The sequence below is a fragment of the Gordonia sp. (in: high G+C Gram-positive bacteria) genome, assembly GCF_047600565.1.
GTDB lineage: Bacteria > Actinomycetota > Actinomycetes > Mycobacteriales > Mycobacteriaceae > Gordonia.
Genome location: NZ_JASGKN010000001.1, coordinates 2548843 through 2573619, shown reverse-complemented (window position 1 = coordinate 2573619; position 24777 = coordinate 2548843). Strand labels below are relative to the sequence as shown.

24 protein-coding genes are annotated in these 24777 nt (G+C 69.4%); 17 read left to right on the top strand and 7 right to left on the bottom strand.

Annotated features, from left to right (window positions below):
• Positions 1-87 precede the first annotated feature (87 nt).
• Genes QM774_RS12480 through mnhG form a run of 6 tightly spaced genes read left to right on the top strand, consistent with a single transcriptional unit; the run spans position 88 to position 6592 of the window.
• Positions 88-2985, top strand: a complete 2898-nt coding sequence (locus QM774_RS12480) for a Na+/H+ antiporter subunit A (RefSeq protein ID WP_414976179.1) — start codon at positions 88-90, stop codon at positions 2983-2985.
• Positions 2982-3623, top strand: a complete 642-nt coding sequence (locus tag QM774_RS12475) for a Na(+)/H(+) antiporter subunit C (RefSeq protein ID WP_414976178.1) — start codon at positions 2982-2984, stop codon at positions 3621-3623. Before QM774_RS12480 ends, QM774_RS12475 begins: the two co-directional genes overlap by 4 nt.
• The gene (locus tag QM774_RS12470; protein WP_414976177.1) at positions 3620-5230 is read left to right on the top strand and encodes a Na+/H+ antiporter subunit D; all 1611 of its coding nucleotides are present in this window, start codon (positions 3620-3622) and stop codon (positions 5228-5230) included. The genes QM774_RS12475 and QM774_RS12470 overlap by 4 nt, the downstream gene beginning before the upstream one ends.
• Entirely contained in the window at positions 5227-6009 is a 783-nt protein-coding gene (locus QM774_RS12465) for a Na+/H+ antiporter subunit E (protein ID WP_414976176.1), read from the top strand. The genes QM774_RS12470 and QM774_RS12465 overlap by 4 nt, the downstream gene beginning before the upstream one ends.
• The gene (locus QM774_RS12460; RefSeq protein ID WP_414976175.1) at positions 6006-6266 is read left to right on the top strand and encodes a monovalent cation/H+ antiporter complex subunit F; all 261 of its coding nucleotides are present in this window, start codon (positions 6006-6008) and stop codon (positions 6264-6266) included. The genes QM774_RS12465 and QM774_RS12460 overlap by 4 nt, the downstream gene beginning before the upstream one ends.
• On the top strand, positions 6263-6592 hold the full coding sequence (gene mnhG / locus QM774_RS12455; RefSeq protein WP_414976174.1) for a monovalent cation/H(+) antiporter subunit G: 330 nt from the start codon (positions 6263-6265) through the stop codon (positions 6590-6592). The genes QM774_RS12460 and mnhG overlap by 4 nt, the downstream gene beginning before the upstream one ends.
• Positions 6593-6606: 14 nt before the next feature.
• Here the strand turns inward: mnhG and QM774_RS12450 are convergent, their stop codons facing one another.
• The 4 genes from QM774_RS12450 to QM774_RS12435 form a co-directional block, all read right to left on the bottom strand.
• Positions 6607-7737 carry a glutamate--cysteine ligase gene (locus tag QM774_RS12450; protein WP_414976173.1) on the bottom strand — a complete coding sequence of 377 codons (1131 nt, stop codon included), beginning with the start codon at positions 7735-7737 and terminating at the stop codon, positions 6607-6609.
• A gap of 9 nt (positions 7738-7746) precedes the next feature.
• Positions 7747-8292, bottom strand: coding sequence for a hypothetical protein (locus QM774_RS12445; RefSeq protein ID WP_414976172.1), 546 nt, complete (start codon positions 8290-8292; stop codon positions 7747-7749).
• A 32-nt stretch (positions 8293-8324) separates the two neighbouring features.
• Complete coding sequence (locus QM774_RS12440; protein ID WP_414976171.1) at positions 8325-8822, bottom strand: LytR C-terminal domain-containing protein; 498 nt, start codon at positions 8820-8822, stop codon at positions 8325-8327.
• Between the two features lie 62 nt (positions 8823-8884).
• A complete protein-coding gene (locus QM774_RS12435) occupies positions 8885-9235 on the bottom strand; it encodes a DUF3263 domain-containing protein (RefSeq protein ID WP_414976170.1) in 351 nt (116 codons plus the stop codon).
• A gap of 173 nt (positions 9236-9408) precedes the next feature.
• Here QM774_RS12435 and QM774_RS12430 point away from each other — a divergent pair, with 173 nt between their 5' ends.
• The 9 genes from QM774_RS12430 to QM774_RS12390 all read left to right on the top strand — a co-directional run bounded on the left by QM774_RS12430 (position 9409) and on the right by QM774_RS12390 (position 15464).
• Complete coding sequence (locus QM774_RS12430; protein ID WP_414976169.1) at positions 9409-10005, top strand: peptide deformylase; 597 nt, start codon at positions 9409-9411, stop codon at positions 10003-10005.
• Positions 10006-10125: 120 nt separating this feature from the next.
• Positions 10126-10761: a GCN5 family acetyltransferase gene (locus QM774_RS12425; RefSeq protein ID WP_414976168.1), complete on the top strand. Its 636-nt coding sequence runs from the start codon at positions 10126-10128 to the stop codon at positions 10759-10761.
• A 3-nt stretch (positions 10762-10764) separates the two neighbouring features.
• A complete protein-coding gene (locus QM774_RS12420; protein ID WP_414976167.1) occupies positions 10765-11238 on the top strand; it encodes a ribonuclease domain-containing protein in 474 nt (157 codons plus the stop codon).
• Complete coding sequence (locus QM774_RS12415) at positions 11231-11665, top strand: barstar family protein (protein ID WP_414976166.1); 435 nt, start codon at positions 11231-11233, stop codon at positions 11663-11665. The genes QM774_RS12420 and QM774_RS12415 overlap by 8 nt, the downstream gene beginning before the upstream one ends.
• The gene (locus QM774_RS12410) at positions 11665-12462 is read left to right on the top strand and encodes an exodeoxyribonuclease III (protein WP_414976165.1); all 798 of its coding nucleotides are present in this window, start codon (positions 11665-11667) and stop codon (positions 12460-12462) included. The genes QM774_RS12415 and QM774_RS12410 overlap by 1 nt, the downstream gene beginning before the upstream one ends.
• Before the next feature lie 70 nt (positions 12463-12532).
• Positions 12533-13285 carry a siderophore-interacting protein gene (locus QM774_RS12405; RefSeq protein ID WP_414976164.1) on the top strand — a complete coding sequence of 251 codons (753 nt, stop codon included), beginning with the start codon at positions 12533-12535 and terminating at the stop codon, positions 13283-13285.
• 37 nt (positions 13286-13322) lie between these two features.
• Positions 13323-14120, top strand: coding sequence for an HAD-IIA family hydrolase (locus tag QM774_RS12400; protein WP_414976163.1), 798 nt, complete (start codon positions 13323-13325; stop codon positions 14118-14120).
• A gap of 26 nt (positions 14121-14146) precedes the next feature.
• On the top strand, positions 14147-14716 hold the full coding sequence (locus QM774_RS12395) for a hypothetical protein (protein ID WP_414976162.1): 570 nt from the start codon (positions 14147-14149) through the stop codon (positions 14714-14716).
• A 22-nt stretch (positions 14717-14738) separates the two neighbouring features.
• Positions 14739-15464: a hypothetical protein gene (locus tag QM774_RS12390; RefSeq protein ID WP_414976161.1), complete on the top strand. Its 726-nt coding sequence runs from the start codon at positions 14739-14741 to the stop codon at positions 15462-15464.
• 9 nt (positions 15465-15473) lie between these two features.
• Here QM774_RS12390 and fgd read toward each other — a convergent pair whose 3' ends face one another.
• Together fgd and QM774_RS12380 are read right to left on the bottom strand one after the other, a co-directional pair.
• A complete protein-coding gene (fgd, locus tag QM774_RS12385; RefSeq protein WP_414976160.1) occupies positions 15474-16499 on the bottom strand; it encodes a glucose-6-phosphate dehydrogenase (coenzyme-F420) in 1026 nt (341 codons plus the stop codon).
• A 20-nt stretch (positions 16500-16519) separates the two neighbouring features.
• Entirely contained in the window at positions 16520-17704 is a 1185-nt protein-coding gene (locus QM774_RS12380) for an acyl-CoA dehydrogenase family protein (protein ID WP_414976159.1), read from the bottom strand.
• A 125-nt stretch (positions 17705-17829) separates the two neighbouring features.
• On the opposite strand from QM774_RS12380, the gene thiD reads away from it, so the two are divergent.
• Positions 17830-18648 carry a bifunctional hydroxymethylpyrimidine kinase/phosphomethylpyrimidine kinase gene (gene thiD, locus QM774_RS12375; RefSeq protein WP_414976158.1) on the top strand — a complete coding sequence of 273 codons (819 nt, stop codon included), beginning with the start codon at positions 17830-17832 and terminating at the stop codon, positions 18646-18648.
• 107 nt (positions 18649-18755) lie between these two features.
• Here the strand turns inward: thiD and QM774_RS12370 are convergent, their stop codons facing one another.
• The gene (locus QM774_RS12370; protein ID WP_414976157.1) at positions 18756-20672 is read right to left on the bottom strand and encodes a potassium transporter Kup; all 1917 of its coding nucleotides are present in this window, start codon (positions 20670-20672) and stop codon (positions 18756-18758) included.
• Between the two features lie 191 nt (positions 20673-20863).
• Between QM774_RS12370 and QM774_RS12365 the strand changes: the two genes are divergently transcribed.
• Entirely contained in the window at positions 20864-24730 is a 3867-nt protein-coding gene (locus QM774_RS12365) for a Pls/PosA family non-ribosomal peptide synthetase (protein WP_414976156.1), read from the top strand.
• Positions 24731-24777: the final 47 nt, after the last annotated feature.

The following is a 24777-nucleotide window of genomic DNA, read 5'->3' as shown; positions in this document are numbered from 1 at the left end:
AAACGGTAAAGTACTGAACATCCGATCGCTGCTGTGACACCCCGCCGCATCGTGACCGACCCCGCCTTTTCGAACGACGGAGTGCTTGTGATCCAGGTCCTGCTCGCGCTGGCGATCGGGGCGATCCTGTCCCCTCCGCTGCTGCGGGTTCTGGGCACGCGGGGCTTCTACGTCCTGGCGCTGTTCCCGCTCGGCGGCCTCATCTGGGTGCTCACGCATTGGCCGCCGCACGACGCCCCGCCGCAGACGTGGACCTTCAGGTGGGTCCCCACCCTGTCGATGAACGTCGACCTGCGGTTCGACACCCTGTCGGCGGTGCTGTCGGTTCTGATCCTCGGCATCGGTGCGCTCGTGCTGATGTACTGCGCCAACTACTTCGACGAGATGCGCAACCGCATCGCCGTCTTCGGCGGTGAACTGGTCGCCTTCGCCGCCGCCATGTTCGGCCTCGTCATCAGCGACAACATGCTGGTCCTGTACGTGTTCTGGGAGGCCACGACCGTCCTGTCGTTCATGCTGGTCGGCTTCTACCGCATGCGTGCGACGGCTCGCCGCGCGGCCACACAGGCACTGCTGGTGACCACCTTCGGCGGACTGGCCATGCTGGTCGGCATCATCATGCTGGGCGAGCGCAGCGGCAGCTATCTGCTGTCGGATGTGATCGCCCATCCGCCGGGCGGCCCGTACGCGGCGGTCGCGGTGGCGCTGCTGCTGATCGGCGCCATCTCCAAGTCGGCGATCGTGCCGTTCCACTTCTGGCTGCCCGGCGCCATGGCCGCCCCCACCCCGGTGAGCGCCTATCTGCACGCCGCCGCCATGGTGAAGGCCGGCATCTATCTGGTCGCGCGCCTGGCCCCAGGCTTCGCCGACCAGACCAGCTGGCAGTGGATCGTCGTCGGCCTCGGCTCGCTCACCATGATCCTGGGCGGCTGGCGGTCGCTGCGCGAACTGGACCTCAAACTGGTGCTGGCCTTCGGCACCGTCTCCCAGCTCGGTTTCATGATGGTGCTGGTCGGGATGGGCGACGCCAACGTCGCGATGGCCGGCATCGCGATGGTCATCGCGCACGCGCTGTTCAAGGCCGCCCTGTTCATGGTGGTCGGCATCATCGACCACTCCACCGGCACCCGCGACATGCGGCGTCTGGCCCGCCTCGGCCACCGGCTGCCGGTCCTGGCGATCACCGCCGCGGTGGCCGGCGCCAGCATGGCCGGTCTGCCGTTCACGATGGGCTTCGTCGGCAAGGAGACCGCTTTCGGCTCGGTGTGGGACACCGGCGCGCACTCGCTGTGGCTGTCGCACACCATCGACCTGGTGCTGGTGGCCGGCTCGATCATCACCTTCGCCTACACCTCACGTTTCCTGTGGGGCGCCTTCGGCCGCAAGGTGCGCACCCTGCCCACCCGTCAGGTCGCCGCCCTGCACCCGCCGAACGCCATGTTCCAGGCGCCGCCCGTGCTGCTGGCCGCCGCCGGCGTCGTCGCCGCGTTCGCCGCACCCTGGATCGGCGACCACATCGAGCCGTACGCGAAGACCCTGCCGTCGTTCGGTCACCCGATCGAGCACCTGGCCCAGTGGCACGGCTTCGGACTGCCGGTGCTGCTCTCGGCGATCGTCGTCGCCGGCGGCGCCGCCCTGTTCCTGCTCCTGCGACGGATCCGCGACCAGCTGTTCGACCATCCACCGCGGCTCAACGCCGACCACGTGTACGACCGGATCCTGCGAGGCGCCGACACCGCGTCGCTGTGGGTCACCCGGAACACGCAGCGCGGTTCACTGCCCATCACCCAGGGCGTGGTCCTGTCCACCGCGGTGCTGCTGCCGGTGGTCGTGCTGCTGCTCGGCAACCGGTCGCAGCTGCACCTCCGCGGTTTCGACGACGTGTATCAGGCCGGCGTCGGCCTGGTGATGGTCGCCGCCGCCCTCACCGCGACCGTGCTGCGCAATCGTCTGGCCGGTGCCCTGACCGTCGGCCTCACCGGCTACGGCTGCGGCGCCCTGTTCGCCATGTACGGCGCCCCCGATCTCGCGCTCACCCAGTTCCTGGTGGAGAGTGTCACCCTGGTGATCTTCGTGCTGGTGCTGCGCAAACTGGCCGCCGAGCCGCAGGCCCGGCACACCACCGGCTTCAAACCGCTGCGCGCCCTGATCGGTGTCGCGTTCGGCGTCATGCTGATCGTGATCGGGTTGTTCGCCGCGGCGGCCCGGTCGACGCAGCCGCTGTACGTCGACCTCGGTGAAGCCGCCCTCAAGTTCGGGCACGGCCACAACACCGTCAACGTGCTGCTGGTCGACATCCGCGCCTGGGACACGCTCGGCGAGATCTCGGTTCTCATCGTCGCCGCCACCGGGGTGGCGTCGATGGTGTTCCGCAACCGCCGCTTCGGCGCCGCCCCGCGCGTCACCGACGAGATCCGGTCGGAGAAGGGCCTGGACGGCGACGACATCGTGTCCGACCGCACCACCTGGCTGCGCGGCAGCGAAGTGCGCGATCCCCGCCATCGGTCGATGGTGCTGGAGGCCACCACCCGGCTGGTGTTCCCGACGCTGGTGGTGCTCTCGCTGTACTTCTTCTTCGCCGGCCACAACGCACCCGGAGGCGGTTTCGCCGGCGGCCTGGTGATGGGCCTGGCGCTCGTCCTCCGCTACCTGGCCGGCGGCCGGTACGAGCTGGGCGAGGCGCTGCCGGTCGAGGCCGGCACCATCCTCGGGGCGGGACTGCTGATCTCGGCGGGCACCGCGGTCACGTCGCTCGCGTTCGGCGCCCCCGCCCTCTCCTCGGCGGTCATCGACATCCACCTGCCCGTGTTCGGCGAGATCCATCTGGTGACCGCCATGTTCTTCGACGCCGGCATCTATCTGATCGTCGTCGGCCTGGTCCTCGACATCCTGCGCAGTCTCGGCGCCGGACTGGACGAACAGGGCGACGTCGCCCGCAACGCCCTCTCCGAAGCCGAGACCGACCTCGAGGAGGCGGCGCGATGAGCGTGAACCTCGGGCTTCTCGTGGTGGTCGGCGTGATGGCTGCATGCGGCGTCTACCTGCTGATGGAACGCAGCCTCATCCGGATGCTGCTGGGTCTGCTGCTGGTCGGCAACGGCGTGAACCTGCTGATCGTGCTGCTGACCGCGCCGCAGGGCAATCCTCCGATCGTCGGCCGCACCTCGCAGGGCGCCACCGCCGACGCCGACCCGCTCGGCCAGGCCATGGTCCTGACCGCGATCGTCATCACGATGGGTGTCGCCGCATTCGTGCTGGCCCTCACCTACCGGCTGTTCGTCATCAACAGGCAGGACGACGACGTCGAGGACGACACCGAGGACGTGAAGCTGCTCAAGGGTTCCCTCAAGGACTTCCCCGACCGCGACCGCAGCGACGACCCGGAGACCGGCCTGGACACGGTGGCCGGCGACCTGTTCGACCTCCACGGCAACCCGCTGACGCCGGAAGAGTTCGCGGCCGCGCACCGCGAGGTGATCGAGACCGACCTCATGCCCGAGGACCTCGCCGTCCTGGACCCGCGTCTGCAGACCATCCGCGACGAGATGCCGGCCGCCGACGACGACCTGCCCGACGCGGCACCCGACCCTGCCGACGAGGATCGTCCGGAGGGTGAGCGATGACGCCTCAGCCTTCCTGGATCACCGTGCTGATCGTGCTGCCGACGCTCGTGCCGCTGCTCGGTGCCGCCCTCACCCTGCTGCGCGGACGCAATCCTCGCTTCCAGCGCGTGGTGACCGTCGGCGCCATCGCGACCGCCCTGACCGCGTCGTCGATGATGCTCTACCTGACCAGCGTCCACGGCACCTTCGCGGTGCGGATCGGCGGGTGGGGCGGCAAGGGCTACCCGAACGGCCCGCTCGGCATCACGCTGGTCGTCGACCGGCTGGCCGCGCTCATGCTGGTGGTCTCCACGCTCGTGCTGCTGTGCGTCGTCGTGTACGCCATCGGCCAGGGCATCCGGGACGGCACCACCCAGCAGCCGGTGTCGATCTTCCTGCCCACCTACCTGATCCTGACGGCCGGCGTCTGCAACGCCTTCCTCGCCGGCGACCTGTTCAACCTGTTCGTCTCGTTCGAGGTGCTGCTCGCGGCCAGCTTCGTGTTGCTGACCCTGGGCGCCAGCCCGGACCGGGTCCGCGCCGGTGCGTCGTACGTCATGGTGTCGATGGTGTCGTCGGTGATCTTCCTGGCCGGCATCGCGTTCGCCTACGCCACCACCGGAACCCTGAACCTCGCCGAGATGGCGGTCCGCCTCGACGACGTCCCGTCCGGCACCCGCAACGCCCTGTTCGCGGTGCTGCTGGTGGCGTTCGGGATCAAGGCCGCCGTGTTCCCGCTGTCCACGTGGCTGCCCGACTCCTATCCGACCGCTCCGGCACCGGTCACCGCCGTGTTCGCCGGCCTGCTCACCAAGGTCGGCGTCTACGCGATCATCCGCGCCACCACCCTGCTGTTCCCGGGCGGCAGCATGGACGGTCTGCTGATGGTGGCCGGACTGCTCACCATGATCGTCGGCATCCTCGGCGCGATCGCCCAATCCGACGTCAAACGACTGCTGTCGTTCACCCTCGTCAGCCACATCGGCTACATGATCTTCGGTGTCGCGGTCGGCTCGCAGCTGTCGATGTCGGCGGCCATCTTCTACGTCGCCCACCACATCCTGGTGCAGACGACACTGTTCCTGGTGGTGGGTCTCATCGAACGGCAGGCCGGATCGGCGTCACTGCGCCGTCTCGGCGGCCTGATCGTCAGCCCCGTCCTGGCCGGCCTGTTCCTGATCCCGGCACTCAATCTGGGCGGCATCCCGCCGTTCTCCGGCTTCATCGGCAAGGTGGCCCTCCTCGAGGGCGGCGTCGCCGACGGATCGGTCCTCGCCTGGCTGCTGGTCGGCGGTTCGGTGATCACCAGCCTGCTCACCCTGTACGTCGTCGCCCGCGTCTGGACCAAGGGCTTCTGGCGGCCGCGCGCCGACGCCCCTGAAGGCGACCTCGCCGACAGCACCCCGTCCGCCCTCATCGAGGAGGGCACCGACATCCTGCTCGCCGAACGCGAAGACGTGGGCCGCATGCCGATCGGCATGGTGCTGCCGACCCTCGCGATGGTGATCGCCGGCCTGTCGCTGACCGTGTGGGCCGGCCCGATCTTCGGCTTCACCGACCGGGCCGCCGGCGACGTCATCGACCGCGGCCAGTACATCGGCACCGTGCTGGGAGGTGAGGACCGGTGAACGCCAACACCCCCTACCCGGACAAGCCGCACGCCAAACCGGTCGGCAAACGCCCGATCCCGGCATTCTTCGGACAGCTGTGGCGGCGCGCCGTGGTCGGCTTCGCCTGGCCCACGACCATCGCGATCGTGTGGCTGCACAACCACGTCCGGATCCCCCGGTTCCTCGGCTCCGACCTCCGCGACTTCGCCGTCCGCCTGTGGGCGCTGTCGTGGCTGACCTTCGTGTGGGTCCTGCTGTGGGGTCACGTGTCGTGGGCCAACGTGATCATCGGCGTTCTCGTGGGCCTTCTCGTGCTCAACGTGCTGCCGCTGCCGCGGGTCCCCGTCGAGGGCCGGATCCACCCGATCGCCGCGCTCGGTCTGCTGGTGAACCTGATCGCCGAGTTCTTCGTCGCCTCCGCCCAGGTGGCGTGGGCGGCGATCCGGCCCGGCGCCCCACCGCTCGGTGCGGTGCTGCGCGTCCCGGTGGCCATCAAATCCGATCTGGTGCTGACCCTCGCCGTCGACTACCTGAACCTGGTGCCCGGCACCATCGTCGTGGAGATCGACCATCTGCGCCGCATGCTCTACATCCACGTGTTCGACGTCAGCAGCCCGAAGCAGATCGAGAAGTTCTACACGCAGGTGGAGCGCGTCGAACGCCTCTTCATCCGCACCTTCGAGCGTGACAGCGAATGGCATCCGAGCCCGTATCACGGTATCGACGACGACTACCACCACGTTCCGTTCTCCGAACGCCAGCGCGTGGCCGCCGATCGGGAGGAGTCCGAGTCATGACCGTCGTCTGGACCATCAGCGCGGTGATGCTGCTGATCGCCTTCGTGCTCACCGCGTTCCGCGCCCTGCGCGGACCGACCACCCTGGACCGCCTGGTGGGTGTGGACACCTTCGTCGCCCTCATCATCTGCGGTCTCGGACTGTGGGTGGCCTCCACCCTGGACACGACGATCGTGCCGGCGATCGTCGCGCTGTCCCTGGTGAGTTTCATCGGTTCGGTCTCGGTGGCCCGCTACCGCGTGAGGGACGACGAATGATCGCCGACATCATCGCGGCGGCCTGCATGCTGACCGGCTCGCTGCTCGCCCTCACCGCCTCCATCGGGATCGTCCGGTTCCGGGACACGCTCTCTCGCATGCACGCGGCCACCAAACCGCAGACGTTCGGCATGATCCTGATCCTGATCGCGGTGATCATCCGCATCGCCGGCCATCCGGACGGCGGCATGCTGGTGCTGACCGGTCTGTTCGCACTGATCACGGCCCCGGTGATCGCCCAGCGCGTCGGCCGTCTGGCCTACCGCGAGCAGCGTCGTGGCGAGATCCTGCGCGACGAGTCGCAGACCCCGCGCAACCCGCACTGAGGGTCCGGCGAACGTCAGTCGAGTTCGTTGACGATGGAATCGACGACGTCGCGCAGGTCACCGGTCCTACCGAACACCGTGTGCTGACGCTGGTAGCTGGCGCCGCGCGACACGATGTCGGCGACCGAGGCCAGTTCGGATGCACAGCCGAGCGACTCGGCGACCGGCTCGAGCCGCACCAGAAGCTCGGCGAGGTCGTCGGTCACCAGACGTTCGTCGCAGTCGGAGTTCTCGATGATGATGGCGTCGAGCCCGTAGCGGGCCGCCCGCCACTTGTTCTCCTGCACCAGCCACGGCGCCATGTGCGGCAGCTCCTCGCCGGCATCCAGACGGCGACTCAGATCCACCACCAGGCAGTGGGTGAGGGCGACCAGAGCGGCCAGCTCCCGCCGGTTGGAGACACCGTCGCACACCCGCACCTCGATGGTGCCCAGGTGCGGTGACGGCCGGATGTCCCACCGGATCTCGTTGAGGTGATCGATGATGCCGGTCGTCTTCTGATCACCGACGAAGGACTCGAACTCGCTCCACTTCTCGAACTGGAACGGCAGCCCGGCGGTCGGCAACTGCTGAAACATCATCGCGCGATTGCTGACGTAGCCGGTCTCCTGACCGGCCCACATCGGCGACGACGCCGACAGCGCCAGCAAATGCGGGTAGTACTTGAGCAGCGACGACACGATCGGCAGCACCTTGTCGCGGTCGTCGATGCCGACGTGCACGTGCACACCCCAGATCAGCATCTGGCGGCCCCACCACTGGGTGCGTTCGATCAGTTCGGCGTACCGGTGCCCTTCGGTCAGCTGCTGCGCCGACCATTCGGCGAACGGATGGGTGCCGGCGCCGTAGAGGTCCACACCCAGTTCGTCGGTGAGCCCGCGCACCTCCTGCAGGGTGGCGCCCAGATCGTCCATCGCCTCGCCGACCGTCGTGCACACCCCGGTGACGAGTTCGACGGTGTTGCGCAGCAGTTCCTTGTGGATCCGGTCCGAGCGCGTCAGCCCGCGCTGCGCGATCAGATCGAAGAGAGGGCCCGCCGAATTCGACAGGTCACGGGTCTCCCGGTCGACGAGGGCGAGTTCCCACTCGACGCCGAGGGTCGGTCCGGACGGCCGGAACTCGATGTGCTCCGGCGTGGACGTCATGAGGTGGACCTAGCCGGTGACGATGACGCCGCAGGCGGCCGGCGATCCGCCGTCACCCGCGGGCAGCACGACGATGCTCTTGCCCTTGAGGGAGTCGATGTCGAGGTTCACGGTCTTGCTGACGGCACCGGTCGCCGGGTCACCGGCCACCGCGATGCCGTCGACGTCGGCGCCCGACACGGCCGCACCGGTCGAGGCGAAGCCGTCGGACGGGTCGCAGGTGCCGCCGGAACGGACCTCCGCCTTGTACTGACCCGCCTTGAGGCCGGCCAGCTTGATGTCCAGCGTGGTGCCCTGGTCGTTGTGCACGACGCCCGCGGCGCCGGCGCCGTTGCCGTCCTTGTCGACCAGATTCGCGGTCGCCACCTGGGCGTCCGAGTCGGAGGCGGAGTCGGAGTTGAGGACCTCGCCGGGCATGGCCTGGTCACCGGTCACCACGGCGGGAGTCGTGTACTGCGCGTGGCCGATCGGCTCGGTCGGGTGGCACGCGGTCAGCGTGATGCCGGCCATACCGGCCAGGGCGACGGTTGCCAGGGTGGTGCGGGTGGTCGACATTTCGGCTCCTTGCGAGTCGGGCGGGGGCTGGGCTACTGGACCACCACGACGACGAGCTCGCCGGGGCAGCGGGTGAACTGTTCGGGGCGGGGCGTGGTGTCGGCGCCGCCGGGGACCGCGTCGGCCACCTTCTTGGCGGCGGCCTCGTCGCCCGCGTCGTAGAAGATCGTGTTCTCGGTGACGCTCGACGTGCTCAGGTTCGACGGCGTGGTGCCGAGGGCGAATCCGGCGGCGGTCAGCTTGTCGCCGACCTCCTTGGCCAGGCCCGTCGTGGTGCCCGCGTTCAGGACGCACAGCTTGGGGACGTCGGACGCGTCGACCTTCGGCTTGTCGGCCGATGACGCCGCGGCACTGCTGGGGGCCGCCGACGCGGAGGTCGCCGTGCCTTCTTTCGCCAGATCGTCCTTGGGGTCGTCGCCGCCGCTGAACACCGAGAACAGGCCCAGGAACAGGAAGACGACGGCCAGGGCGAACAGCACCATGGCGCCTGCGCGCAGCGGCAGGCGATTCGGTTCGCGATCAGCTTTCATCACGGCAACTCTAACTCACCCGGCCGGCACGGCCGGAGCACACCGGCGCACGGCCGTGCGGGTCAGGTGATCTCGAATCCGAGGCGGCGCGCGGCGCGCGCCTTCTGACGTGAGGCGCGGAGGCGTCGCAGTCGCTTGACCAGCATCGGGTCGGCGGCGAGCGCCTCGGGACGATCGACCAGAGCGTTGAGCACCTGGTAGTAGCGGGTGGCGGAGAGCCCGAAGAGCTCCTTGATGGCCTCTTCTTTGGCGCCGGCGTACTTCCACCACTGGCGTTCGAAAGAGAGGATGTCGTGTTCGCGACGGGTGAGGCCGTCGGCGCCCACCTCGTTCGGATCCGGGACCTGCTCGGCGGCTCCGCTGGTCGACACCGGTTCGTTCCCCTTCTGGCTTCGCGCGGTTGCGCCGTCCATCGTGCTCCCTCAAGGACTCGGTCAGGTGGTTCGTCTCATGCACCCCCGGGAGGGCCCCCGAGGCGAATGACAGCGGTGTAGTTCGTGTGTATCTAATCACGACCCGGCCGCCCGGGGCGCGGTGACTCACCGAGAAGACGATGCACCGAATTCGATTCAGTAGAGTTCTCCCCATGTCGATCCTCCCCATCTGCATTGTCGGCGAGCCGGTGCTGCACGAGCCGACCGCGCCCGTCGAGCTCGATGCGGACGGCCGGCCGGCGCCGGAGATCGTCGAGCTGCTCGACGACATGTACGACACCATGGACGCGGCCAACGGGGTCGGCCTGGCGGCCAATCAGGTCGGCCGGAACCTGCGCATGTTCGTCTACGACTGCCCGGACGGCCCCACCCGCCGCCGCGGCGAGGTGATCAATCCTGTGCTGGAGACCTCCGAGATCCCGGAGACCATGCCGGATCCGGACAGTAACGACGAAGGCTGCCTGTCGGTGCCGGGTGAGGGCTTCCCCACCGGCCGCGCCGACTGGGCCAAGGTCACCGGCACCGACCGCAACGGCGACGCGGTCGAGATCGAGGGCACCGGCTTCTTCGCCCGCATGCTGCAGCACGAGACCGGTCACCTGGACGGCTTCCTCTACGTCGACGTCCTGCTGGGCCGGAACGCCCGCGCCGCCAAGAAGGCGATCAAGCGCAACGGCTGGGGCAAGCCGGGTCTGACCTGGCTGCCCGGCAGCGTGGCCGACCCGTTCGGTCACGACGACGTCGACTGATCGTCTGCCCGTCAATGCCGCACCCTTTCTGTCCCTACTCCCCCGTATGACGTTCGTGATCGCGTATCCAGGGCTCTCGACACCTATACGGGACAGTAGGGACACGGAGGGAGGGGCGTCATGGATCCGGTGATCGGCGACCGGGTGGTGGTCCGCTACCGCCTGGGCGCCGACGCACCCGCGGACTGGCGTCCGGCACCGAATCCGGCGCTCGAGCACGAGCCGTCGCAGTCGGATCTGACCGGGATCCTGCGCGGACGCACCGACGACGCCGTGCTCATCGACCGCGTCGGCACGACCGAGTCGGTGCCGACCGCGGCGATCACCTCGATCCGGCCGCTGTCGCGGCACGTGGTGCGCAACGCTGACATCCGGCGCGTTCAATCCGGCCTGCAGGAGGCGGTCGAGGCGGACGATCGCGGCGAGGTCGACGGGTGGTCGTTGACCGCGACGCCCGGCTCGGCCGATCCGCACGCCAACGCCGCGATCCCGTCGCGCTTCGGTGCCGGCGCGACCGCCCTGCCGGCGATCGCCGACTGGTTCTCCGCGCACGGCACCACCGGGCATCTGATCGTGCCCGACCGGCTGCTGCGGGAGGCCGGGGTCTCCGGCGGCACCGAATACGAGGTGCTGACCGGTCCGGACGGTGCCCGTATCGTCGCCGGCGACCACCGGGCGACCCGAGAACGCCTGCGGGACCAGGGATTCGAGTTGCACCATTGCTTCCGGCTGATCCCTCTCTCGCCTACCGTGTAACCGATGTCCGAGAATCTCTCCGCGAACAGTCCGCGCCGGCTGCTGGTGCCGGTCCTCGCGGTCGTGGCGCTGCTGCTGGCCGTGGGTCTGGGCTGGTGGCTGGCCGGCGGATCCCACGACGACGACACCGCACCGGTGTCGGCCGCGCCCTACACGCACGGCCAGAGCCAGGGCACCGATCATCAGGTGCCGGCCCGCGTCCAGCGGACGCTGGCCAAGATCGACGCCGGTCAGTGGCCTCCCGCCGACGCACCGGGCACGTCCGGCGGGCGCACCTTCCGCAACAACGAGGGCCGGCTCCCGTCGACCGGGGCGAACGGGAAGCCGTTGACGTTCCAGGAGTGGGACGTGAACGCGAAGAAGTCCGGTCAGGGCCGCGACGCGGAGCGGATCATCACCGCCAGCGACGGCTCGGCCTGGTACACGCTCGACCACTATCAGACGTTCATTCAGATCCGGGGGCCGTCGCATGGCTGATTCCGACCAGGCCGTCCGGCTGACGAGCACTGCGCCGACGGCGGAGGTGCACGACGTGACCGCCGTGATCGACGGCGCCGACGCGACGACACTCGACGAGATGTACGCGGCGTTCGCGGCGGCGTGGGACTTCCCCGCGCACTTCGGGAACAACAAGGACGCCTTCGACGACTGCATGCGCGATCTGGACTCCGACGGCACGGCCGAGGACCGGCTGGTGACCGTCGTGCGCAACGCCGAGCAGCTGCTGGCGGACGCCTCGGATCAGGACTTCGCCTGGTTCGCCGGCTCGATGGCGTTCTACCAGGACGACTACCGGGATCGGGATGCCGACGAGCAGCGCGACTTCGAGCTGGTTCTGGTCACCGGCAAGGCGCACCGCGCGGCGGTGGCCGATCGGTGGGCGAAGGCCGGTGTCGATCTCTGATGCGTCTGGCCACCTGGAACGTCAATTCGATCCGGGCGCGATCGGAGCAGATCGTCGCCTGGCTGACGCGTCACCAGGTGGACGTGCTGGCCATCCAGGAGACCAAGTGCTCCGATGACCGGTTCCCGGTGATGAGTTTTCTGGCCGAGGGCTACGACGTCGCCTTGTACGGGGAGGGCGGCTACAACGGTGTCGCGATCGCCTCGCGGGTGGGCCTCGAGGACGTGCATCGGGGCTTCGACGGCCAGCCGGTCCGCGCCGCGGGTGAGCCGCCGGAGGCCCGCGCCCTGTCGGCCACCTGCGGCGGCATCCGGGTGTGGAGTCTGTACGCGCCGAACGGCCGCAGCGTCGACGACCCGCACTACGCCTACAAGCTGGAGTGGCTGGCGCAGTTGTCGGCTGTGACGCGTCTGGAGCTGGGTCACGATCCGGCCGCACAGATCGCCCTGATGGGTGACTTCAACGTGGCTCCGACGGACGCCGACGTCTGGGATCCGTCGTACTTCGAGGGCCGTACGCACACCACCGAGCCCGAACGCGCGGCCTTCTCCGAGTTCCTGGACGCGGGCCTGGCCGACAGTGCCGCCCCGTTCACCTCCGAGCCGGGGACGTACACGTTCTGGGACTACACGGCCGGGCGGTTCGTGAAGAACGAGGGCATGCGGATCGATTTCGCGCTCTGCTCTCCGGCACTGGACGACCGCATCCACGACGCGTTCATCGATCGGGATGCCCGCGCGGCCACCGGCGCCAGCGACCACGCACCGCTGGTCCTGGACGCCTCCGATCTGAGCTGACCGTCCCGCACCGGGGGATCGCCCGAACCGAGGGTGGCAGCTCTTGTTAGGTGAGGCTAAGCTCGTCGGCATGGCGGAACAGAAGACCCTCTCCCGCGGCTGGCAGGGCACGGTCATGAAGATGATGCGCGCCGACGACTTCGAGCTGACCGTGACGCGCACCGAAACCGTGACCGAGCACTACGTCCGGCTCGGCTTCACCGACGGCGGACTGCTGCAGAAGATCAGCCGGCACCCGACGATGTGGATCCGGCTCTGGTTCGCCAAGGACGGTGCACTGCACCAGCGCGGCTACACGCTGGTGGACCCGGACTCGGAGAAGGGCACCTTCGACATCGAGTTCGCGATCCACGACGGCCCCGCCGCCCAGTGGGCGCTCGCCGCGAAGGCCGGCGACACCCTCCCCGCCACCGTCCTCGGCTCCGACTTCGACATCCCCGAACCGGCACCGTCCGGCTGGCTGGTGGCCGGCGACCCCGCCTCGCTGCCCGCCATCAACTCGCTGCTCGACGCACTCACCGACCGCTGCCCCGGCGTCGCCGCCACCATCTGGTTCGAATACCAGCACGACGACGACCGCGACCTGCCCATGCGGCTCCGCCCGCAGGACACCGTGCACTGGATCGCCCGCGAGCGCGACGGCGGCGCCCTGGTCGACGCGGTGCGCGCCGCCGCCTTCGACGCGTCCGGCCGGCACGGCTGGGTGGCGCTGGACTCCAAGAGCACCCGGCAGGTGACCGCCGCCTTCCGCAGCGACTTCAACCTGGGCCGCAAAGGCGTGAAGTCGATGGCGTACTGGCGTGCCGGCAAGCCGTTCGGCTGACGGTGCGCACCCGGGCACCCGGGCCTACGCTGAATCCATGAGTGACGAGCATCCGATCACGTACCTGATGGACATGGACGGCGTCCTGATCAGCGAGGAACGGCTGATCCCCGGCGCCGACGCGTTCGTCGCCGAACTGCGGGACAACGACATCCCGTTCACGGTGCTCACCAACAACTCGATCCGGACCACTCGCGACCTGCGGGCCCGCCTGCTGGCGACGGGACTGGACATCGACGAGAGCAACATCTGGACGTCGGCGCTCGCCACCGCCCAGTTCCTGGCCGAGCAGCGCCCCAACGGCACCGCGTACGTGGTGGGCGAGTCGGGTCTGACGACCGCGCTGCACGACATCGGCTACGTCCTGACCGAATCCGATCCCGACTACGTGGTCCTCGGCGAGACCCGCACCTATTCGTTCGAGGCCATCACGACGGCGATCCGTCTGGTGGAGCGCGGTGCCCGATTCATCGCCACCAACCCGGATGCGACGGGGCCGTCGTCGGCCGGGCCGTTGCCGGCGACGGGTGCGGTGGCGGCGCTCATCACGCGCGCGACCGGCAAAGAGCCCTACTACGTGGGCAAACCGAACCCGCTGATGATGCGGTCCGCGCTGCGGGAGATGGGCGCCCATTCGGAGAACACGCTGATGATCGGCGACCGGATGGACACCGATGTGGTGGCCGGTCTGGAGGCCGGATTGCGCACCATTCTGGTGCTGACCGGCATCTCCTCACGCGAGTCGGTGGAGGCGTTTCCGTACCGTCCGACGCGGGTGATCTCGTCGGTGGCCGATCTCGTCGGACACACCGCTGATCCGTTCGGCGACATCTGACCCGGTCAGAGCGGTAGCCTGACCGGGTGACTCAACCTCCCGAGCAGCCGCAGGACCCGCAGACTCAGTTCACCGAGACCGGTGCCGCACGGCATGCCGCACCCACCGAGGCGTACTCGCAGGCCGACTACCCGCCGCAGCAGCCCGCCCCCGAGCCCCAGTACGCGCCGCACTACCAGACGACGCAGTACCCCGAACCCGCCGGCGACGACTACCGGCGCGACGAGGACTACCACCGCGCTCCGAGCCGTCGCGACGAGTTCGACGAGGATCCGCGCCGCACGATCCGCCGCTGGCAGATCATCTCCGGCATCGCCATCGCCACCGCCGCACTGATCGGACTGGCGTTCCTGCTGTTCGGCACCATGCACGACAGCAAGGCCGCCTCGACCACCACCACGGTGACGAGCACGACCACGCAGGAGGAGTCGGTGGCTCCCAAGACCGTCACCAAGACGGTCGATCAGGAGCACGACACCGTCGAGACGACGACGGTCACCCAGGAGGTCACGAAGACCGTTCCGGGTGCCCGGACCACCGAGACGACCACCGTCACGTGTGAACCGAAGGCAGACGGGAACTGTCTGGTTCAGTGAGTTTCGCGGTAGCCTGACCGTTGTGACTCAGCCACCCGAGGAGCCGGCGCAGGCCGCGCCGGACGACGATCCGAAGACCGAACTCACCGACACCGGTGGTTCGCAGCCTTATTCGGCACCTCAGGCGTACGGTCAGGCCGCCTACAGCGGTCAGACCAGTGCGCAGCCCTACAACGGGCAGCAGGGTGAGCCGTACGCGGAACAGCAGTTCCAGGAGGCTCAGCACGAGCAGCAGTACGTGCAGCCCGAGTACCCGCCGCAGGAGTATCCGCAGTCGGGTGCCGGGTACGGCTACGTCGATCCGGCGACCAATCCGCAGACCCCTCCCGGCCATCCGGTGACCGATCCGGATCAGACGGTCGCGGTCACGGCCGCCGGCGCGGGCGTGGCGAACGAGACGGCGAAGGCGGTCCGCCGCTGGCAGATCATCGCCGGTCTCGGCGTGGGTGCTGCGGCGCTGATCGGCCTGAGTTTCGTGCTGTTCGGTTCTCTGGAAGGCAAGCCGGGGGCGACGGTCACCAGCACCGTCACCACCACCGAGACCCCGAGCGCCACATCGTCGGTGATCACCCGCAACCGGACGACGACGGTCACCGGCCAGGACCGCACCGAGACCGACACCGCGACGCGCACGGCGACGGTCACGCAGAACAACACCGTGACGCGCACCGTCACCAGGACTCAGGTCGACACCACCACGACGACGGTCTACACACCGTCCCCGGCACCGGCGTCTCCCGCGGGCTGACGCCTCCGGCTACTGCGTCACGATCGGCAGTTCCCGGAGCTTCGGCACCACGTCCTGCGTGAACGCCTCCAGAAAACGGCGCTGATCGGCGCCCGGGTTGTGGAACACCAGGTGGTTGAGGCCGGCGTCGGTGTACTGCTTGATCGCGGCGACCGCCTCGTCGGGCGTCGACGCCACGATCCACCGCTTCGCGACCTGCTCGATCGGCAGCTCGTCGGCCAGGCGCTCCATCTCCTCCGACGAGGTGACCGAATGCTTCTGCTCCGGGGTCAGTGACAGCGGCGCCCAGAACCGGCAGTTCTCGAGGGCGCGCTGCGGGTCGGGGTCGTAGGAGATCTTGATCTCGATCATCCGGTCGATGTCCGCGAAGTCGCGGCCCGCCTTCTCCGCGCCCTCGCGGACCGCGGGGATCAGCTTCTCGGTGTACAGGTCCATGCCCTTGCCGGAGGTGCAGATGAAGCCGTCGCCGACGCGGCCGGCGTAGCGTGCGACCACCGGTCCACCGGCCGCCACATACACCGGAACCCCGTGGTCGGGGACGTCGTACATGTAGGCGTCCTGCGTCGTGTAGTACTCGCCGTCGAAGTTCGTCTCGTCACCGCTCCACAGCTGGCGCATCAGGCGGACCGATTCCCGGAGCCGGGCGAAACGCTCCTTGAAATCGGGCCACTCGCCGGTGAAGCCGGTCGCGTACTCGTTGAGTGCCTCGCCGGTGCCGACACCGAGGAAGATCCGGTCCGGGTACAGGCAGCCGAGGGTGGCGAAGGCCTGCGCGATCACCGCCGGGTTGTAGCGGAAGGTGGGCGTCAGGACCGACGTGCCCAGCTGGATCCGCTGCGTGCGCTCGCCGACCGCGGCCAGCCACGCGAGCGAGAACGGGGCATGGCCGCCGTTGTGGCGCCACGGCTGGAAATGGTCGCTGGTGGTGCACGAGTCCAGACCGAACTCTTCGGCCATCACGCCGAGCTCCACCAGCTCGCGGGGACCGAACTGCTCGGCCGAGGCCTTGAGACCGAGCTTCAGGGTCGCTGCCATGGGTGTCTCCTCACCGCGTTCTACCGGAACGCGTCTTGACCGGTGAGCGCCTTGGCGATCATCAGCTGATGCATCTCGCTGGTGCCCTCGTAGGTGAGCACCGATTCGAGGTTATTGGCGTGCCGGATGACCGGGTACTCCAGGGTGATGCCGTTGGCGCCCAGGATGGTCCGGCACTCGCGCGCGATAGCGATGGCCTCGCGGACGTTGTTCAGTTTGCCGAGCGACACCTGCTCGGGTGCGATGGCACCGCCGTCCTTGATCCGGCCGAGCTGGATCGCCAGAAGGTACGCCTTGCCGAGTTCGACGGCCATGTCGGCGAGTTTGCCCTGGGTCAGCTGGAAACCGGACAGCGGTTTGTCGAAGACCTCCCGGGTGCCCGCATAGTCCAGGGCGGTGTTCACGCAGTCGCGGGCGGCGCCGACGGCACCGAAGACGATTCCGAACCGCGCCTCGTTGAGGCAGCTGAGCGGTCCGCGCATGCCTTCGGCCTCCGGCAGCATCGCGTCGGCGGGCAGCCGGACGTCGTCGAGGACGATCTCGCCGGTGATCGACGCCCGCAGCGACATCTTGTGTCGTATCTCCGACGCGGTGAAGCCGGCGGTGTCGGTGGGGACCACGAATCCACGGATGCCGCGGGAGCCGCCGGCGGCATCGGTCTGCGCCCAGACGACGGCGACGTCGGCGACCGGCGCGTTGGTGATCCACATCTTGGTGCCGCTGAGCACCCAGTCGTCGCCGTCGCGGCGGGCGCGGGTACGCATGCCGGCGGGGTTGGAGCCGAAGTCGGGTTCGGTCAGCCCGAAGCAGCCGAGCGCCCGACCGGCCGCCATGTCAGGCAGCCACCGCTGCTTCTGTTCCTCGCTGCCCCACCGGTGGATCGCGAACATGGCCAGGGATCCCTGCACGGAGATGAAGCTGCGCAGTCCGCTGTCGACGGCCTCGGCTTCCAGACATGCCAGTCCGTACTGGGTGGCCGTCGTGCCGGCGCAGCCGTAGCCGTCCAGGTGCATGCCGAACAGCCCGAGTGCGCCGAGTTCGACGGCGAGGTCCCGCGCGGGCAGCGTGCCGGCCTCGAACCAGTCGGCGACGTGGGGTCGCAGACGCTTGGCGCCGAAGTCGGCGACGGTCCGGGCGATCGCCTTCTCGTCGTCGGTGAGCAGACGATCGATGCCGAACAGGTCTTCCACAGTCGTCGCGCCCATGGGCTCCACCCTACGGCCGCCCCGCGCACTACCGGGCCGTATAGCGGTCGCGGCCGCGCCATGCCCGGCGACGTTCCGTATACGGCCCGGTAGTGCGGGCGGGGGCGGCTCACTAGTCTGGACGTGTGGTTGATCTCGCTTATGTCATCGCAGGCTCGGAGGCCACCGGCGGCGCCGGTATCCAGGTGGATCTGAAGACCTTCCAGGAACTGGGCGTCTACGGCGTCGGCACCATCACCTGCATCGTGTCGTTCGACCCGAAGAACGGCTGGAGTCACCGGTTCGTGCCGATCGCCCCCGAGGTGATCGCCGATCAGATCGAGGCCGCCACCAGCGCCCACGACCTCGACGTGGTGAAGATCGGCATGCTGGGCACCCCCGACACCATCGATGTGGTCGCCGAGGCGCTCGGCAAGCAGTCCTGGCGGCATGTGGTGCTCGATCCGGTGCTGATCTGCAAAGGTCAGGAGCCGGGTGCGGCCCTCGACACCGATACCGCGCTGCGCGAAAAGATCCTGCCGCACGCGACCGTGGTGACCCCGAACCTGTTCGAGGCCACCGTGCTGTCGGGGATGCCGGAGATCACCTCGGTCGACGACCTCACCGAGGCGGCCCGCCGGATCGCCGATCTCGGCCCCCGCTACGTGGTCGCGAAGGGCGGCGTGGAGCTGCCCGGCGACGACGCGGTGGACGTGCTGTTCGACGACGGCGAGATCACCGTGCTGAGTGCGCCGAAGGTCGGGAACGAGCGGGTGTCGGGCGCCGGCTGCACGCTGGCGGCGGCGATCACCGCCGAACTCGCGAAGGGGGCCGGCGTCGAAGATGCGGTGACCTTCGCCAAGGAGTTCACGACCGCCGGCATCGAGGGCCGGGTCGCGGCGAACACCCCGTTCGACACCGTCTGGCAGGGTGCGCTGGTCGAGCAGTTGGCGTTGGAGGACTGAGCGCCGCACAGAAATGGCGGTGGGGCGCGCCCGGGGGCAGATCGCCCCCGGCGACGTCTCCACCGCCATTTCTGTGCGGTAGGCAAGCGGCAGACCTGCAGGAGGGGTCAGACGGGAATCCGGGTACCGAGCACCACGACCTGGTCGCGGGGCAACCGGAAGTGGTCGCTGACGTCGGCCTTCACGAACGACGAGGCGATGAACAGGCGTTTGCGCCATGCGGCCATGCCGGGCCGATCGCTGTAGTCCAGTTCCGCGGTCGACAGGAAGTAGGTGACGTCTTCGACGTCGACCCGCTTGCCGCAGTCCCACGGAGTCAGCATGGCCAGCGCCGAAGGCACATCCGGCGGCTCGGCGTAGCCGAACCGGATCACGGCCCCGCGGACACCGCCCGCCTCGCCGGCGTCGAGCGCCCGCATCCGGACGCGATCGGCGGGCGCGACCCTCGGAACGGTCGCGACCTCCACCGTCGCGATCAGCACGTGGCGGTGACGTACCCGGTTGTGGGCGACGTTCGACCGGAAGGCCAGCGGCGCCGAGGCGAGATCGCGGTTGAGGAACACGGCCGTCCCGTCGACGACGTCCACCTTCGGCCGATCGTTCGCGAGGTCGTCGAGGAACTCGTCGAGTGAGCCCTCCATGACGCTGCGGCGCGCCTGCGTGATCTGGCTGCCCCGGGCCCAGGTCGTCATGATCGCGAACACCGTGATCCCGATGACCAGCGGCAGCCACGCACCGTGCAGCAGCTTCGTCACATTCGCGGCGAAGAACAGCAGATCGACGGCCAGGAGGAAGGCGGCGAGCGGCGCGAGGATCCACCACGGCACGCTCCAGCGTCGCCGCGCGACGACGAAGAACAGCAGTGTGGTGACGCTGATGGTGGCGGTGACCGCCATGCCGTAGGCGAAGGCGAGAGCGGAGGAACTGCGGAACGCGAACACCAGGGTGATCACCGAGACCATGAGCAGCCAGTTGAGCCACGGAATGTAGATCTGCCCGTAGGTGCGGTCGGAGGTGTGCACCACACGCAGCCGCGGCATGTAGCCGAGCTGACCGGCCTGTGAGGCCACCGAGAACGCCCCGGAGATGACGGCCTGGGCGGCGATGACGGTGGCGAACGTGGTCAGGACCACCAGCGGGATCCGGGCCCAATCCGGACTCAGGAGGAAGAACGGCGCCGACGAGTCCTTGCTGTCGTGCAGGATCAACGCACCCTGACCCAGGTAGCAGAGGACCAGCGCCGGGGCGACGAAGAAGATCCACGCGACGGTGATCGACGGCCGGCCGAAGTGACCCATGTCGGCGTACAGCGCCTCGGCGCCGGTGACGGCTAGGACGACGGCGGCGAGTGCGAAGAAGGCGACGCCGTGATGATGAACGGCGAACTCGATCGCATAAGTCGGCGACAGCGCGCGGACGATCCGCGGCTCCACCGTGATCCCGCTGATGCCCAGCGCGCCGATCACCGTGAACCAGACGACCATCACCGGGCCGAACACGCGCCCGACCACGCCGCTGCCGAACCGTTGCACCAGGAACAGCACGAAGACGATCACCGAGGTCAACGGCACCACCAGTTCGTGCAGTCCGGGATCGACCACTTCGAGGCCTTCGACGGCGGAGAGCACCGAGATCGCGGGGGTGATCATGGAGTCGCCGAGGAACATGGCCGCACCGAGCAGACCGAGGGCGATCAGGATCGCCATCAGTCGCGGACCGATGCCTTTCGACCACCGCCGCAACAGGGTGATGAGGGCCAGGATGCCGCCTTCACCGTCGTTGTCGGCCCGCATGGCCAACAGCACGTAGGTGAGCGTCACGATGATCATGACCGACCAGAAGATCAGCGACACCACGCCGTAGACGTTCTCCGGTGTCGGAGAGATCGGGTGCGGGTCTCGCGGGTCGAACAGTGTCTGCAGCGCGTAGATCGGGCTGGTTCCGAGGTCGCCGAAGACCACCCCCAGCGCCCCGATCACCAGGCCCGCGCGCAGCGGATGGGCCGGAGCCGACTCCGTAGTCATTCCCAGCAATGTACGCCCGGATCGGCGCCGTCGAAAGGCCGTGTCCGAAGCATCCGGAACGGGTGTTTCCCCGCCGGTTGGCCGACCGCTCACCCACCGCTCACCGGCCGTTCACTTCACGTTCCCTACCTGCACAGACGCCGTCCGGCCGATGTCACATATGCGTCCGTCGTGGTGCACAATCTCGTACTGTGCCGATCCCTTCCGAGTTCCTGCGCGACGCCGATGCACCGGCCCCGCGGACGCTCGTCGACATCCTGACCGCGACGGCGTCGGCGCACCCGGATGCGCCCGCCATCGACGACGGCGACCAGATCCCCACCTACTCCGAACTCATCGCGCTGGCCCGCCGGGTGGCGGCCCGCCTGCATGCCGCGGGGATCGGGCAGGGCGATCGGGTCGGGATCCGGATGCCGTCCGGTCACCGCGACCTCTACATCGGGATCCTGGCGACCCTGTACGCCGGTGCCGCCTACGTGCCGGTGGACGCCGACGATCCGGAGGAGCGCGCCGAACTCGTCTTCGGTGAGGCGAACGTCGGCGCCATCCTGACGGCCGACGGCCTGTTGCGCCGCGGCGAGTCCGGCACCCGGCCGATCACCCCGGGGGACCGCTCTCCGGCCACCGTCGGCGACGACGCCTGGATCATCTTCACCTCCGGTTCCACCGGCACCCCCAAGGGTGTGGCGGTGACCCACCGCAATGCGGCGGCGTTCGTCGACGCCGAGGCGGAGATGTTCCTGCAGGACGATCCGCTCGGTCCGGGCGACCGGGTGCTGGCCGGCCTGTCGGTGGCGTTCGACGCCTCCTGTGAGGAGATGTGGCTCGCGTGGCGGCACGGCGCCTGCCTGGTGCCGGCCCCGCGCGCGCTGGTGCGCAGCGGCATGGACCTGGGCCCGTGGCTGGTCAAGCGCGACGTCAACGTCGTCTCCACCGTTCCCACGCTGGCGGCGCTGTGGCCCGCGGAAGCCCTCGAGGCGGTGCGCCTGCTGATCTTCGGCGGGGAGGCCTGCCCGCCCGAGCTGGCCGATCGCCTGGCCACCGGTGACCGCGAGGTGTGGAACACCTACGGCCCGACCGAGGCGACGGTCGTGGCGTGTGCCGCGCAGATGCATCGCGGCGAGCCGGTCCGCATCGGGCTGCCGCTGCCCGGCTGGGACCTGGCCGTCGTCGACGCCGACGGCCGGCCGGTCGACGTCGGGGAGACCGGCGAGCTGGTGATCGGCGGCGTCGGCCTGGCCCGCTACCTGGATCCGGCGAAGGACGCCGAAAAGTACGCGCCCGCCCCGGCGCTCGGCTGGGACCGCGCCTACCGGTCGGGCGACGTCGTCCGCCTCGATCCGGCCGGCCTGCTGTTCGTGGGCCGGGCCGACGACCAGGTGAAGATCGGCGGGCGCCGCATCGAACTCGGCGAGATCGACAACGCCCTGCAGAATCTGCCGGGTGTGAGCGGCGGCGCCTGCGCCGTCCGCACCAACGCCGCCGGCACGTCGCTGCTGGTCGGCTATCTCGCCTCCACCGATCCCGGCTTCGATCTCTCCGCCGCCCAGGCCCGGCTGCGCGAGGAACTGCCCGCCGCCATGGTGCCGCGTCTGGCGCTGCTCGACGAGCTGCCCACCCGCACCTCGGGCAAGGTCGACCGCGACGCGCTGCCGTGGCCGCTGCCGGGAGCCTCCGACGACGAGGCCGCCGAGATGACCGGCACCCAGGCGTGGCTGGCCGAACAGTGGGCGTCGGTCCTCGGGGTCGGGGTGAGCGGCCCCGACGCCGACTTCTTCGCCGAAGGCGGAGGGTCGCTGTCGGCGGCCCAGCTGGTGAGTGCACTGCGTGCCCGGTATCCCGAGGTGACCGTCGCCGACCTGTACGACCACCCGCGTCTCGGGTCACTCGCCGAACTGCTCGACGCGACCGCGCCCGGACCGGAGGTTCAGGCCCGCCGGGTGCGCCCGGTGCCGGCGACCACCGGTCTGGTGCAGATCCTCGCGTCGGTGCCGCTCGCCACCCTGACCGGCATCGCGTGGGTCACCTGGCTCGGGGTGGCGAACAACGTCGGACGCGCGGTCGCGGACCGTCTCGGCTACTCGGCTCCCTGGCTGGTGCACGTGAACTGGTGGCTGCTGCTCGCCGCATTCCTGGTATTCGTGACACCGTTCGGACGGATGGTCATCGCCGCCGCCGGTGCGCGGCTGCTGTTGGCCGGTGTGGCGCCCGGCGATCACCCGCGCGGCGGCTCGGTGCACGTGCGGTTGTGGATCGCCGAGCGACTCGTCGAATCGTCCGGCGCCCTCAACGCCTCCGGCGCCCCCTGGATGCCCTATCTGGCGCGCGCACTCGGCGCGACCATCGGCCAGGGCGTCGACCTGCACACGCTGCCGCCGGTCACCGGCTTCCTCACCGTCGGCGACGGCGCCGCCCTGGAACCGGAGACCGACGTCGCCGGATGGTGGCTGGACGGCGACGTCCTGCATCTGGGCGCGGTCGAGGTGAAGGCGGGTGCGACCGTCGGCGCCCGTTCCACCCTCCTGCCCGGCGCGGTGGTCGGCCGCGACGCGATCGTCGATCCCGGCTCCACCGTCGTCGGCAAGGTGAAGGCACGGCAGCGCTGGGCCGGCTCGCCGGCGGTGAAGGTCGGCAAGGCCAAACCGTCGTGGCCGAAGAAGCGGCCGGCAGCACGACGCCGCTGGGTACCGGTCTACGGACTGTCGGCGCTGCTGGTCGCCGCGATTCCGCTGCTGTCGCTGGCCGCCGGACTGGTCGTCACGTTTGCGTGGGCCCTGTCGGCCGGCACGCTCGGCGACGCCGCCCTGCGCGCCCTCGCCCTGAGTCCGGCCGGTGTGCTGACCGCGCTGATCGTGTTCGCGCTGCTGACGCTGATCGTCGTGCGTCTGGCCTCGATCGGCCTGAAACCCGGCACCTATCCGGTGCGGTCGCGGATGGGCTGGCAGGCGTGGCTCACCGAACGCGTGATGGATTCGGCGCGCACCTACCTGTTCCCGCTGTATGCGAGCCTGCTGACCCCGTGGTGGTTCCGCGCGCTGGGCGCGACGATCGGCAAGGACACCGAGATCTCGACCGCGCTGGTGATCCCCAAGTTCACCGAGGTCGGCGACGAGTCGTTCCTGGCCGACGACACCATGATGGCCTCGTACGAGCTGGGCGGCGGCTGGGTGCACATCGGCCCGGCCCGCGTCGGCAAGCGCGCCTTCCTCGGCAACTCCGGCATGGTGGCGCCCGCCCGCAAGGTGCCCAAGGGCGGTCTGGTGGCGGTGCTGTCCGCCGCCCCGCCGAAGGCGAAGGCCGGATCCAGCTGGTTGGGGAGCCCGCCGCAACGACTGCGGCGCACCGCGAACGCCGGCGACGATTCACGTACCTTCTCGCCGTCGACCGGGTTGCGGGTGGCGCGCGCGGCCATCGAGACGCTGCGCCTGGTGGCCGTGTGGACGTCGTTCGCGATCGGGCTCGGCGTGCTGCTGACGCTGCAGACGATCGCCACGCAGACGAACGTGTGGGCGGCGATCGGCCTGGGCGGTCTGGTGCTGCTGGCCACCGGTGCGGTCGCCGGGGTGGTGACCTCGCTGGCGAAGTGGATCGTGCTGGGCCGGATCCGGGCGGGCGAACATCCGCTGTGGAGCCCGTTCGTGTGGCGCAACGAACTGTCCGACGCGTTCGTGGAGACCGTCGCCGCACCCTGGTTCGCGAACGCGGCCGCCGGCACCCCGGTTCTCAACTGGTGGCTCCGGTCGCTCGGCGCGACCATCGGCCGCGGCGTCTGGTGCGAGTCGTACTGGCTGCCCGAGGCCGATCTGGTGACGCTCGGTGACGGCGCCTCGGTGCAGCGCGGCTGCGTGGTGCAGACCCACCTGTTCCACGACCGGGTGATGGCCATCGACGCGGTGGACGTGGACGCCGGCGCCACCCTCGGCCCGCACTGCGTGGCTCTGCCCGCCTCGGCGATCGGTGAGTCCGCGACCGTCGGCCCCGGCTCACTGGTCATGCGCGGCGACCACGTGCCGGCTCACACCCGCTGGCAGGGCAACCCCATCGCCCCCTGGTCCTGACGCTCGCTCCTTGAGTCCTTCGACCTCGTGTCGTCGCAGGCTCCGCC